Consider the following 12677-nt stretch of genomic DNA (forward strand, 5'->3'; position numbering starts at 1 on the left):
AAATAAGGTTAAGTTAATAAGGGCGCACGGTGGATGCCTTGGCACTAGGAGCCGAAGAAGGACGTGACTAACGACGAAATGCCTTGGGGAGCTGTAAGTAAGCATTGATCCAGGGATGTCCGAATGGGGGAACCCAACATGTAATGCATGTTATCCATGACTGTTAAGGTCATGAGAAGGAAGACGCAGTGAACTGAAACATCTAAGTAGCTGCAGGAAGAGAAAGCAAAAGCGATTGCCTTAGTAGCGGCGAGCGAAACGGCAGGAGGGCAAACCGAAGAGTTTACTCTTCGGGGTTGTAGGACTGCAATGTGGACTCAGATTTTGTAGAAGAATCCTCTGGGAAGGGGAGCCACAGAGAGTAAAAGCCTCGTATTCGAAACAGAGTCTGTACCTAGCAGTATCCTGAGTACGGCGGGACACGCGAAATCCCGTCGGAATCTGGGAGGACCATCTCCCAACCCTAAATACTCCCTAGTGACCGATAGTGAACCAGTACCGTGAGGGAAAGGTGAAAAGCACCCCGGGAGGGGAGTGAAATAGAACCTGAAACCGTGTGCCTACAACAAGTTCGAGCCCGTTAATGGGTGAGAGCGTGCCTTTTGTAGAATGAACCGGCGAGTTATGATATGATGCGAGGTTAAGTTGAAGAGACGGAGCCGCAGGGAAACCGAGTCTGAATAGGGCGCCATAGTATCATGTTATAGACCCGAAACCATGTGACCTACCCATGAGCAGGTTGAAGGTGCGGTAAAACGCACTGGAGGACCGAACCAGGGCACGTTGAAAAGTGCTTGGATGACTTGTGGGTAGCGGAGAAATTCCAAACGAACTTGGAGATAGCTGGTTCTCTCCGAAATAGCTTTAGGGCTAGCGTCGATGTAAAGTCTCTTGGAGGTAGAGCACTGTTTGGGTGAGGGGTCCATCTCGGATTACCAATCTCAGATAAACTCCGAATGCCAACGAGATATAATCGGCAGTCAGACTGCGAGTGCTAAGATCCGTAGTCGAAAGGGAAACAGCCCAGACCACCAGCTAAGGTCCCAAAATAATTGTTAAGTGGAAAAGGATGTGGGGTTGCACAGACAACTAGGATGTTAGCTTAGAAGCAGCTATTCATTCAAAGAGTGCGTAATAGCTCACTAGTCGAGTGACCCTGCGCCGAAAATGTACCGGGGCTAAAACAATTTACCGAAGCTGTGGATACCTAATAGTAGGTATGGTAGGAGAGCGTTCTATGTGTGGAGAAGGTATACCGTGAGGAGTGCTGGAACGCATAGAAGTGAGAATGCCGGTATGAGTAGCGAAAGATGGGTGAGAATCCCATCCACCGTAAGACTAAGGTTTCCAGGGGAAGGCTCGTCCGCCCTGGGTTAGTCGGGACCTAAGGAGAGACCGAAAGGTGTATCCGATGGCCAACAGGTTGATATTCCTGTACTAGAGTATGAAGTGATGGAGGGACGCAGAAGGCTAACTCAACCAGACGAATGGAAGTGTCTGGCTAATCAGTGAGGCGTGGTATGAGTCAAATGCTTATACCTATAACGTTGAGCTGTGATGGGGAGCGAAGTATAGTAGCGAAGTGAGTGATGTCACACTGCCAAGAAAAGCTTCTAGCGATGTATCATACTCTACCCGTACCGCAAACCGACACAGGTAGTCGAGGCGAGTAGCCTCAGGTGAGCGAGAGAACTCTCGTTAAGGAACTCGGCAAAATGACCCCGTAACTTCGGGAGAAGGGGTGCTCAGCTAGACTGAGCCGCAGTGAATAGGCCCAAGCAACTGTTTATCAAAAACACAGCTCTCTGCTAAATCGTAAGATGATGTATAGGGGGTGACGCCTGCCCGGTGCTGGAAGGTTAAGAGGAGGGTTTAGCGGTAACGCGAAGATCTGAATTGAAGCCCCAGTAAACGGCGGCCGTAACTATAACGGTCCTAAGGTAGCGAAATTCCTTGTCGGGTAAGTTCCGACCCGCACGAAAGGCGTAATGATTTGGGCACTGTCTCAACGAGAGACTCGGTGAAATTTTAGTACCTGTGAAGATGCAGGTTACCCGCGACAGGACGGAAAGACCCCATGGAGCTTTACTGCAGTTTGATATTGAGTGTCTGTACCACATGTACAGGATAGGTAGGAGCCTAAGAGATCGGGACGCCAGTTTCGATGGAGGCGCTGTTGGGATACTACCCTTGTGTTATGGCCACTCTAACCCAGATAGGTGATCCCTATCGGAGACAGTGTCTGACGGGCAGTTTGACTGGGGCGGTCGCCTCCTAAAAGGTAACGGAGGCGCCCAAAGGTTCCCTCAGATTGGTTGGAAATCAATCGTAGAGTGTAAAGGTATAAGGGAGCTTGACTGCGAGAGCTACAACTCGAGCAGGGACGAAAGTCGGGCTTAGTGATCCGGTGGTTCCGTATGGAAGGGCCATCGCTCAACGGATAAAAGCTACCCTGGGGATAACAGGCTTATCTCCCCCAAGAGTTCACATCGACGGGGAGGTTTGGCACCTCGATGTCGGCTCGTCGCATCCTGGGGCTGTAGTCGGTCCCAAGGGTTGGGCTGTTCGCCCATTAAAGCGGCACGCGAGCTGGGTTCAGAACGTCGTGAGACAGTTCGGTCCCTATCCGTCGCGGGCGTAGGAAATTTGAGAGGATCTGCTCCTAGTACGAGAGGACCAGAGTGGACTTACCGCTGGTGTACCAGTTGTCTCGCCAGAGGCATCGCTGGGTAGCTATGTAGGGAAGGGATAAACGCTGAAAGCATCTAAGTGTGAAACCCACCTCAAGATGAGATTTCCCATAACGTTAAGTTAGTAAGAGCCCTGAGAGAAGATCAGGTAGATAGGTTGGGAGTGGAAGTTGTGTGAGCAATGGAGCGGACCAATACTAATCGCTCGAGGACTTATCCTAGATAGGTAAAATTCAACGAGAATCACAGTGGAAGAGGTGAAGGACTTGTTAAAGAAGAGTAGATATTCAATTTTGAGTTGACAAAGAGGGGAACCTCATGTATACTCAGAATAGTTAAGTGACGATAGCCTAGGAGATACACCTGTACCCATGCCGAACACAGCAGTTAAGCCCTAGAACGCCGGAAGTAGTTGGGGGTTGCCCCCTGTGAGATATGGTAGTCGCTTAGCTAGAATAGGGAGTTTAGCTCAGCTGGGAGAGCATCTGCCTTACAAGCAGAGGGTCAGCGGTTCGATCCCGTTAACTCCCATATAATAGGTCCCGTAGTGTAGCGGTTATCACGTCGCCCTGTCACGGCGAAGATCGCGGGTTCGATTCCCGTCGGGACCGTTTAAACAATCCAGTGGACTGTTTAAACCTAAGATAAGAGACTCGTTAGCTCAGTTGGTAGAGCATTTGACTTTTAATCAAAGGGTCGCTGGTTCGAGCCCAGCACGGGTCATTGCGGGTTTGGCGGAATTGGCAGACGCACCAGATTTAGGATCTGGCGCTTTCGGGCGTGGGGGTTCAAGTCCCTTAACCCGCATAGAATAGAAAAAGGCCGGCTTAGCTCAGTTGGTAGAGCATCTGATTTGTAATCAGAGGGTCGCGTGTTCAAGTCATGTAGCCGGCATAGAGGGATAAAGTGCGAACGTAGTTCAGTGGTAGAACACCACCTTGCCAAGGTGGGGGTCGCGGGTTCGAATCCCGTCGTTCGCTTGAAGAGGCCGGGGTGGCGGAACTGGCAGACGCACAGGACTTAAAATCCTGCGATGGCAACATCGTACCGGTTCGATTCCGGTCCTCGGCATGAATAGGCACCCTTAGCTCAACTGGATAGAGTACCTGACTACGAATCAGGCGGTTAGAGGTTCGACTCCTCTAGGGTGCATTACTCGCTTAATGGAGACATTAGGGGAGATTTATTTTTAGTGGGAACGGGAAGTAGCTCAGCTTGGTAGAGTACTTGGTTTGGGACCAAGGTGTCGCAGGTTCGAATCCTGTCTTCCCGATTGTAGCAACCATAATATAGGTTGCTTTTTTGTTTGTTTTTTGTAGAAGAGAGTCCTAAACGTTACCAAGTTAGATTAGGTAATTTGTCAGTTAAGAGAAGGTAAATTGCTCCACGAATATGCTAGGGATAAGCAGACATGGTACTTTTTATCTTTTTTTGTTATAATCAAGGTATGATGATGAGTTTAGAGGATAAATTGACTGCCCTTCCTGGTGTGGGTGAGAAATCGGCTGTGAAATTTCAACAGTTGGGGTTAGAGACGGTAGAGGATGTACTATGCTACTATCCTTTTCGTTATGATGATTTTGCGGCCCGGTCGGTGTTGGATTTAGAAGATGGGGAAAAGGCCTTGATTTCTGGTGTTGTAATGACACCTGCGACTGTTCAATATTATGGTTTCAAGCGGAATAAGCTGCGTTTTTCACTTAAGCAGGGGGAGGTAGTGATTGCTGTTTCCTTTTTTAATCAGCCGTATCTTGCGGATCGAGTTAAGGTAGGGCAAGAACTTGCTGTTTGGGGAAAGTGGGATAAGGCAAAGGCCGGTGTAACGGGTATGAAGCTGGTTGCCCAATTGGAGGATGAATTACAGCCAATCTACCATGTTGCGCAAGGTATTTCTCAGTCTAGTGTTGTAAAACTAGTTAAGGCAGCGTTTGATAAGGGATATGAGAAATTGTTGGGAGAAAATCTACCGCAAGCCCTGGTGGAGCGCTACCGCTTAATGGATCGCAGACAGGCAGTGCGAGCTATGCATTTTCCAAAAGAGTTAGGAGAATATAAGCAGGCCTTGCGGCGCATCAAATTTGAGGAATTATTCTATTTTCAGTTGCGTTTACAACAGCTAAAGCTGGCTAATAAGGTGGCATCAGACGGTGTAGAAATTGCCTATGACCAATTTGCAGTGAAAGAAAAAATTACTTCTTTGCCATTTGAGTTAACAGAGGCCCAAGGTAGGGCCCTAGATGAGATTTTGGCGGATATGAAGTCTGTGGGACACATGAATCGTCTCTTGCAGGGAGATGTTGGGTCAGGAAAGACCGTTGTTGCAGCTTTAGCCATGTATGCGGCCTATACGGCTGGTATGCAGGCGGCAATCATGGTGCCGACTGAGATTTTGGCAGAGCAGCATTTTGAAAGTTTGTCTCAACTTTTTCCTGACCTCTCGATTGCTTTATTGACAGGTGGAATGCGAGCAGCACCTCGCAGGACTGCATTAGCTGCGATTGAATCTGGACAGGTGGATATGATTGTAGGAACTCATGCGCTTATCCAGGATGGAGTAATGTATCACCGTTTGGGCTTGGTAGTCACGGACGAGCAACATCGATTTGGTGTGAAACAGCGGCGATTGTTGCGAGAAAAAGGAGCAAATCCTGATGTCTTGATGATGACGGCAACGCCTATTCCTAGAACGTTAGCGATTACTTCTTTTGGTGATATGGATGTATCGATTATCAATCAGCTTCCAGCAGGGCGTAAGCCCATTTTGACCCGCTGGGTCAAGCATGAACAATTTCCAGTTGTGCTAGAGTGGCTCGAAAAAGAACTAGCTAAAGGTGCGCAGGTCTATGTCATTTCGCCCTTGATTGAAGAATCAGAAGCACTTGATTTGAAAAATGCCATTGCTTTGGAAGAGGAATTGGCTACATATTTTAAGGGGAAAGCAAGTGTCGCCTTGCTCCATGGTCAAATGAAAAATGATGAAAAAGAGGCGATTATGCAGACTTTTAAGGAGGGCGAGACCGATATTCTTGTGTCCACTACTGTAATTGAGGTAGGGGTTAATGTTCCGAATGCAACGGTCATGCTCATCATGGACGCAGATCGGTTTGGACTGAGTCAATTGCATCAGTTGCGCGGTCGTGTTGGTCGTGGTCAGAAGCAATCCTACGCGATTTTGGTGGCTAACCCCAAAACAGATTCGGGTAAGGACCGGATGCGAATTATGACCGAAACTACAGACGGATTTGTTTTGGCAGAAGAAGATTTGAAAATGCGGGGCTCTGGTGAAATTTTTGGAACGCGTCAATCGGGCTTGCCTGAATTTCAGGTGGCTAGTATCATCGAAGATTATGCGATCTTAGAAGAGGCAAGAAAAGTAGCGGCTCAGATTGTATCAGACCCAGATTGGCAAGACAAGTCAGATTGGCAGGTGTTAGTACCGTATTTAAGGAAAGAAGAGCGATTAGATTAAAAAATTTCCTAGGCCGAGGACCTAGGAAATTTTGTGTTTTGTAACAGTGATATCATTCAAAACGGAATAGTTAATCAGCCTTCCATATAGTTTTTCAACTCTTGCCCTTTCAAACCGGCATTTAGGGCGATAAGGAGTTTGAGGCGAGCTTTGGGGGCGTTGAGTTCCTTGACAAAGAAGATACCGTCTTGGTGCAATCTCACTCCACCACCAGCGTAGGCATAGACAGGCTCCGCAATACCATTGAAGCAGCGGGAGACGAGGGCAATTGGAATACCAACCTCATGAAATTCAGTGAGCTTCTGAGCCACTTCTTGTGGAAGATTTCCTGCTCCAAATGCTTCGATGATGAGGCCGTCGAGTTTGCGGATATCTAGCATGTCTAGTAACTCTATTTCCATTCCAGCGTAGGCAGGGATAATCGGCACAAATCCTGAAATCTTATCGAGGTCAAATCGGACGCGAGGTTCTGCATTTTTGAAGTAGAGAATTTCGTGTTTCATCACAAGACCAAGTGGACCGTGGGTCGGTGTTTGGAAGGTTCCGACATTGGTTGTATGGGTCTTGGTCACATATTTTGCCGCGTGAATTTCATCGTTCATGACAACAAGAACACCCTTGTCTCTTGCCTTGTCATGACTAGCAACGCGTAGGGCAGTCAGATAATTATAAACTCCGTCGCTTCCTAGTTCGTTTGATGAGCGCATGGCACCTGTCAAGACGACGGGAAGATTGGGTAATTCCATGGTGTCGAGGAAATAGGCTGTTTCTTCGAGGGTATCTGTGCCGTGGGTGATAACGACTCCATCATAATAATCTGCTTCCTCCTTAATCTTGTGATAGAGCTGAAGCATATGATTTGGAGTCACGTAGGGGCTAGGAAGATTGAAGATATCTAGCGCTGTGACTTGAATTCCTTCGAGTGGAACGGAGACTTGAGTCATAGGATTTTCTTGGTTTGTGGTTACCTTTCCTGTGCTATCTGCTTGCATGGAAATGGTACCGCCTGTATGTAAGACAAGAATATTTTTCATAAACTTTCAGATTCTTTCCAAATGTGGTATACTAATTGTAACATAAAATGCGAGAAAGTAGGTGAGATGTTGGAGATTAAGGCTGTTTTTTTCGATATAGACGGGACCTTGTTGACAGATAATCGAACGATTAGCCCGTCAACAATCTCAGCTATCAATCAATTGAAGAAACAGGGGATTTTGGTAGGACTAGCTACGGGTCGGGGACCTCGCTTCGTCCTCCAGTATATGGCTTCCTTGGGCATGGATTTTGCAGTGACCTACAATGGCCAGTACATCTTATCACGGGAAAAGGTGCTCTTTATGCAGGAGGTACCAAAAGACGATATGCCAGCCTTGATTGAATATGCCAAAAAATACAAGAAAGATCTTTCTTTCGGGACAGCTTTTGGGGTAGCTGGTAGTCGGATTATGAGTTTTGGTGGTGGTAATCTTGCCTATCACTTGACGCGGATGATTCCGGCTTCTTGGGCTGGATTGGTCAATTTTATCTTCAACCGCTTTATCCGAAAAGTGAGCCCTCAAGATAAGGAGCAGTTGCGGATTATCTCTGAGCGTTCGATTTATCAAATGATGTTACTGGCGACAGAAAGGGAGACGAGAAAGCTGGCTTCGCAGTTTCCGAATTTGGATTTTACGCGTTCTAGTCCTTATGCGGTGGATATTATTTCGAAAGGAAATTCGAAATTAGAGGGCATTAAGCGTGTTGGTGTGCAGTATAATTTTACGCTCGATGAGGTCATGGTGTTTGGTGATTCCAATAATGACTTGGAAATGCTCGCTGGTGTGCCGCACTCGATTGCCATGAAAAATGGCACGAGAAAAGCCCGTCATACAGCCTTTTACGTGACAGACAGTAATAACCAAGATGGTATTTTTAAGGCCTTAGAGTATTTCGGTCTCGTTGAAGGAGGGGCAGATGTTTTGCAGTAAAGATTCTCAGTTCAATGCGGTCAAGGAATTTTATGCCAAGATGGACGGGACAACGCAAGAATGTCCTAGAGCCTACGATGTAGTAACAGCCTTACACCGAGCAGATTTTAAGCTGGAAGAACTGGTTGAATTTTTATATGCTACTGCACATAATCAAGAAGAATTTGAGAATTTAACTGAGGAGCTTCATCAGGCCTTAGATAAGGCAGTTGCAAAGTCGAAACAAAAAGAAAGACCTGAGAGCCCTTTACTGGGACAAGTCGATGCGTTGCTTGACCTTCTCTACTTTACCTACGGCTCTTTTGCCTTAATGGGAGTGGATCCCAAGCCGATTTTTGACATTGTTCATCGGGCCAATATGGGAAAAATTTTTCCTGATGGACGAGCGCATTTTGACCCAGTTACTCATAAAATCTTAAAACCGGATTATTGGGAAGAAAGATATGCACCTGAGCCAGCTATTCAAAGGGAATTGGAACGGCAGGTAAAAATATATCAGAAACAGAAAAAATAAGCACCCATGAAGACGGGTGCTTATTCTGTGTTACATTATCTTGTTCTTATCACGCACGACCAACAAATCAATGGTAGTATGGCGGAGGATATATTCGGAAGAAGAGCCAATGAGGAGGCGTTCAAAGGTGTTGAGTCCTGTTGCGCCTAGGAGCATCAAATCAGCGCCTGTTTCTTTTGGAATATCGTGGGCAAGAAGGGTTTTAGGATTTCCAAATTCAAGAACGACTTGTACATCTGACAGTCCAGCCTGGACTGCTTTTTCTTGGTATTCCTTGAGAAGAGTCTGGGCTTCCTGCTCGAGCGTTTCATAGATAGTAGCATCGAAAGCTGCGATGTTGTGAAGTGCGCGCGTGTCAATGACATGAGCAATAATCAGTCGTGCCTGGTTGCGTTTTGCAACGTGAATAGCCTTATGTAGCGCTAATTCGGCTTCTGTTGAACCGTCGACAGCGACTAGGATAACTTGGTAAGATTGTGTCATAGGTCTTCACCCCTTTCTTTCCATATATATTATAATATATTTTTAGGAAAAAGGCAAGTAATTCTTGTTATTTTAAGGGATTTAGGCTAAAATAATACCAATAGAAAGTCGAGGTAAGCTTGATGAGACAGTTTGATAAATCGATGAAATTAGACGATGTAGCTTATGATATTCGTGGTCCGGTATTAGAAGAAGCGATGCGTATGCGGGCAAATGGTGAGCAGATTCTGCGCTTAAATACGGGAAATCCTGCTGAATTTGGTTTTACAGCGCCAGATGAGGTAATCCATGATTTGATTCACAATGCGCGGAAATCAGAAGGCTATTCTAATAGTAAGGGGATTTTTTCAGCACGTAAGGCCATTATGCAGTATTGTCAATTGAAGCATTTTCCAAATGTGGATATTGAAGATATTTATTTAGGAAATGGAGTTAGTGAGCTAATTGTTATGTCCATGCAGGGGCTGTTGGACAATGGTGATGAGGTCTTGGTACCTATGCCGGATTATCCTCTTTGGACAGCAGCAGTTAGCTTGGCAGGTGGAAATGCGGTTCACTATGTCTGTGATGAGGCAGCAGACTGGTATCCAGACTTGGCAGATATGGAATCGAAAATCACTTCTCGAACCAAGGCGCTCGTTTTAATCAATCCCAATAACCCGACAGGTGCCCTCTATCCAAAAGAAATCCTAGAAGGGATTGTGGATATTGCCCGTCGCCATGAGTTGATTATCTTCTCGGATGAAATTTATGACCGTATGGTTTTTGATGGAGCAGTGCACATTCCGATTGCGACTTTGGCGCCAGATTTATTTGTCGTGACCATGAACGGTTTGTCCAAATCCCACCGGATCTGTGGTTTCCGTGTGGGTTGGATGGTCCTGTCTGGACCAAAACGGCATGTAAAGGGTTATATCGAAGGGCTCAATATGCTATCGAATATGCGGCTTTGTTCAAATGTCTTGGCCCAACAGGTTGTGCAAACATCCCTTGGTGGTTATCAGTCCGTTGATAAGCTTTTGATGCCAGGCGGTCGTTTGTATGAGCAACGGGAATTCATCACAAAAGCAATCAGTGATATTCCTGGCTTGTCTGCAGTGAAGCCTAAGGCTGGTCTTTATATCTTTCCTAAAATTGATCGCGAAATGTACCGGATTGAAGACGATGAACAGTTTGTCTTGGACTTCTTGAAGCAGGAGAAGGTTCTCCTTGTTCATGGACGAGGCTTTAACTGGAAGGAACCAGATCATTTCCGTATTGTTTACCTTCCACGAGTGGATGAATTGGCAGAAATTCAAGAGAAAATGACACGTTTCTTGCGACAATATCGTCGGTAACAATGTAGACTAACAATCATTTTTAGCTTGTTTGAGTGCGATTCTGGTTTGACTTTGGAAGGAAAAGTTACTGCGCAGATGGCTACTTTGTTAAAACAGTACAAATTTGGTGCTGAGTGAGTTCATATGAAACGGAGGTTGGGGAGTTTCCCAGCCTCATTTTTATTATCAGACTGCATATGGAAGTTAAATTGTAGCGGATTTTAAAACAATACGTAATTTTCTGATAATTATTGAAATTACCTGCTGTTTTTGATATAATGAAAGCAATTACAGAATAAAGAGGATTGTATGACTACATTATTAGAAAAGACGCGAGACATTACGTCTATTTTGAAGCGTTCAGAAGAGCAATTGTCAGAAGAATTACCTTACAATGCGATTGCAGAGCATCTTTCAGAAATTATTGATTGCAATGCTTGTATTATCAATAGTGAGGGAGAAGTCCTAGGTTATTATATGAAGTATAAAACCAATAATGACCGGGTAGAGGAATTCTTTTTAACAAAGCAATTTCCAGATGGCTATGTAAAAGGAGTAGCGCAGGTTTATGATACACAAGTCAATCTCCCAGCTGACAGCGAGTTGACAGCGATTCCGGTGGAATCTCGCTCCATGTATCCTAATAGCCTGACCACGATTGCCCCGATTCATGTGACGGGGATTCGTTTTGGGACCTTGATTATTTGGCGCAACGAGGAGCAATTTGACGAAGATGATTTGATTTTGGTTGAAATTGCAGCGACAGTGGTTGGGATTCAGCTTTTGAATTTCCAGCGGGAAGAAGATGAGAAAAATATTCGTCGCCGTGCGGCAGTCAATATGGCAGTCAATACTCTATCCTACTCGGAAATGAAGGCTGTTTCAGCGATTTTGGGCGAATTGAATGGCGATGAGGGGCAGTTGACAGCTTCTGTGATTGCAGATAGAATTGGGATTACTCGTTCAGTGATTGTCAATGCGCTTCGCAAATTAGAAAGTGCAGGCATTATTGAAAGTCGTTCGCTTGGAATGAAAGGGACTTATTTGAAAGTCTTGATTCCAGCTATCTTTGATGAGATTAAGAAACGGGATTATTAACATGGCACAAGCCCTTATTTCGATTGATTATACGGTGGATTTTGTGGCAGACGATGGGAAGTTGACGGCAGGACAACCCGCTCAAGCGATTTCGCAGGCGATGTATGATGTGACTAAGCAGGCCTTTGACCGTGGGGATTATATCTTTTTTGCCATTGACTTGCACGAAGAAGAAGATTCTTTTCATCCAGAAAGTCGTCTTTTTCCTCCGCACAATATCAAGGGAACGAGCGGTCGTCACTTGTATGGTCCTTTAGCAGACTTTTATGCAGCGCATCAGGATGAAGCACGGGTCTTTTGGCTGGACAAGCGCCATTATTCAGCCTTCTCAGGGACAGATTTGGATATTCGGTTGCGTGAAAGACAGGTGGACACGGTGATCTTGACAGGTGTCTTGACGGATATTTGTGTGCTTCATACGGCAATTGATGCCTACAATCTAGGTTACAAGATTGAAATTATTTCAACGGCGGTGGCCAGTCTGACAGAAGAGCAGCACCAATTTGCACTGAGACACTTTGAACAGGTCTTGGGCGCAACCATACGATAGAATAGAGAGGTTGGGCTTTATGCCTAGCCTCTTTTATGGTCTCTTCTACTCTTTAGTACTCGTCAAAAATCAAAGTCTGATGTCGTTAACTCACCTTGCTTCAATAGTCCTGTGGACTGTTGAAGGTTGGAAATAGGGAGTGTTGAATCATCCTCTGCTATAGTGGATTGAGAACTGAACACGGACTAAGAGATGTGTAAAAAAGAGACGCAGATGTTCCAGCTTTAGCTGGTTACAGCAGAGGCTCCCTTTAGTGGAGACGCAGATGTTCCAGCTTTAGCTGGTTACAGCAGAGGCTCCCTTTAGGGATAAATCTCGTTGGTTGCAAGCCAATCTGCTTCGATTTCCTATTTTGTCTAGGAGTTGCTTAACGCCCTCGTATCTTGCGGAATTGAACTCGGGCTAAAAGCTCGGAAAAAAGAGATATAGCCGTTCTAGCTTTAGCTAGATTATAGATATGGCTACCTTTAGGTATAAATGCTCCTATAAGCTTCGTCGTATTTCCTATTTTTCATTCGCTTTTTTAACGCCCTCGTATCTTATGAATAGGACAGGCAAGGAGCTACAGATAGAACTGGCGTTCATCA

General features: G+C 45.6%; 6 protein-coding genes, 9 tRNA genes, 2 rRNA genes and 1 pseudogene. 16 read left to right on the forward strand and 2 right to left on the reverse strand.

Features of this window, described 5'->3' with window-relative positions; translation table 11 throughout:
* The first annotated feature begins 6 nt into the window (after positions 1-6).
* The 12 genes from CHF41_RS03800 (at position 7) to recG (ending at position 6159) form a co-directional block, all read left to right on the forward strand.
* Positions 7-2911: ribosomal RNA gene (locus CHF41_RS03800) — 23S ribosomal RNA — on the forward strand.
* 114 nt (positions 2912-3025) lie between these two features.
* Positions 3026-3141, forward strand: a 5S ribosomal RNA gene (gene rrf / locus CHF41_RS03805).
* A gap of 7 nt (positions 3142-3148) precedes the next feature.
* A tRNA-Val gene (locus CHF41_RS03810) sits at positions 3149-3221 on the forward strand.
* A 7-nt stretch (positions 3222-3228) separates the two neighbouring features.
* A tRNA-Asp gene (locus tag CHF41_RS03815) sits at positions 3229-3301 on the forward strand.
* Positions 3302-3340: 39 nt separating this feature from the next.
* A tRNA-Lys gene (locus tag CHF41_RS03820) sits at positions 3341-3413 on the forward strand.
* 2 nt (positions 3414-3415) lie between these two features.
* A tRNA-Leu gene (locus CHF41_RS03825) sits at positions 3416-3497 on the forward strand.
* 14 nt (positions 3498-3511) lie between these two features.
* Positions 3512-3584, forward strand: a tRNA-Thr gene (locus tag CHF41_RS03830).
* Between the two features lie 14 nt (positions 3585-3598).
* Positions 3599-3670 (forward strand) — tRNA-Gly (locus tag CHF41_RS03835).
* A gap of 7 nt (positions 3671-3677) precedes the next feature.
* Positions 3678-3761: transfer RNA gene (locus CHF41_RS03840), tRNA-Leu, on the forward strand.
* Between the two features lie 7 nt (positions 3762-3768).
* Positions 3769-3842: transfer RNA gene (locus tag CHF41_RS03845), tRNA-Arg, on the forward strand.
* Positions 3843-3889: 47 nt separating this feature from the next.
* Positions 3890-3963: transfer RNA gene (locus CHF41_RS03850), tRNA-Pro, on the forward strand.
* Positions 3964-4143: 180 nt separating this feature from the next.
* Positions 4144-6159 (forward strand): ATP-dependent DNA helicase RecG, encoded by a 2016-nt coding sequence (gene recG, locus CHF41_RS03855; RefSeq protein WP_119876065.1) that lies wholly within the window; start codon positions 4144-4146, stop codon positions 6157-6159.
* Positions 6160-6233: 74 nt separating this feature from the next.
* Here the strand turns inward: recG and CHF41_RS03860 are convergent, their stop codons facing one another.
* Complete coding sequence (locus CHF41_RS03860; RefSeq protein WP_119876066.1) at positions 6234-7193, reverse strand: asparaginase; 960 nt, start codon at positions 7191-7193, stop codon at positions 6234-6236.
* A gap of 69 nt (positions 7194-7262) precedes the next feature.
* Between CHF41_RS03860 and CHF41_RS10065 the strand changes: the two are divergent.
* Positions 7263-8640 (forward strand): annotated as a pseudogene (locus CHF41_RS10065) (HAD-IIB family hydrolase).
* A 30-nt stretch (positions 8641-8670) separates the two neighbouring features.
* Here the strand turns inward: CHF41_RS10065 and CHF41_RS03875 are convergent.
* Positions 8671-9123: a universal stress protein gene (locus CHF41_RS03875; protein ID WP_119876068.1), complete on the reverse strand. Its 453-nt coding sequence runs from the start codon at positions 9121-9123 to the stop codon at positions 8671-8673.
* Positions 9124-9245: 122 nt separating this feature from the next.
* On the opposite strand from CHF41_RS03875, the gene CHF41_RS03880 reads away from it, so the two are divergent.
* The 3 genes from CHF41_RS03880 to CHF41_RS03890 all read left to right on the forward strand — a co-directional run bounded on the left by CHF41_RS03880 (position 9246) and on the right by CHF41_RS03890 (position 12090).
* Positions 9246-10460 (forward strand): pyridoxal phosphate-dependent aminotransferase, encoded by a 1215-nt coding sequence (locus tag CHF41_RS03880; RefSeq protein ID WP_119876069.1) that lies wholly within the window; start codon positions 9246-9248, stop codon positions 10458-10460.
* Between the two features lie 291 nt (positions 10461-10751).
* Positions 10752-11540, forward strand: a complete 789-nt coding sequence (gene codY / locus CHF41_RS03885; RefSeq protein ID WP_119876070.1) for a GTP-sensing pleiotropic transcriptional regulator CodY — start codon at positions 10752-10754, stop codon at positions 11538-11540.
* A 1-nt stretch (position 11541) separates the two neighbouring features.
* On the forward strand, positions 11542-12090 hold the full coding sequence (locus CHF41_RS03890) for a cysteine hydrolase family protein (protein WP_119876071.1): 549 nt from the start codon (positions 11542-11544) through the stop codon (positions 12088-12090).
* The last annotated feature ends 587 nt before the right edge of the window (positions 12091-12677 follow it).

The sequence above is a fragment of the Streptococcus respiraculi genome (genome assembly GCF_003595525.1).
GTDB lineage: Bacteria > Bacillota > Bacilli > Lactobacillales > Streptococcaceae > Streptococcus > Streptococcus respiraculi.

Excerpts from the sequence above, each read along its gene's own strand:
- CHF41_RS03860 (WP_119876066.1), bottom strand. The coding sequence starts at position 7,193 with ATGAAAAATATTCTTGTCTTACATACAGGCGGTACCATTTCCATGCAA.
- CHF41_RS03880 (WP_119876069.1), top strand. The coding sequence starts at position 9,246 with ATGAGACAGTTTGATAAATCGATGAAATTAGACGATGTAGCTTATGAT.
- codY (WP_119876070.1), top strand. The coding sequence starts at position 10,752 with ATGACTACATTATTAGAAAAGACGCGAGACATTACGTCTATTTTGAAG.
- CHF41_RS03890 (WP_119876071.1), top strand. The coding sequence starts at position 11,542 with ATGGCACAAGCCCTTATTTCGATTGATTATACGGTGGATTTTGTGGCA.
- recG (WP_119876065.1), top strand. The coding sequence starts at position 4,144 with ATGAGTTTAGAGGATAAATTGACTGCCCTTCCTGGTGTGGGTGAGAAA.
- CHF41_RS03875 (WP_119876068.1), bottom strand. The coding sequence starts at position 9,123 with ATGACACAATCTTACCAAGTTATCCTAGTCGCTGTCGACGGTTCAACA.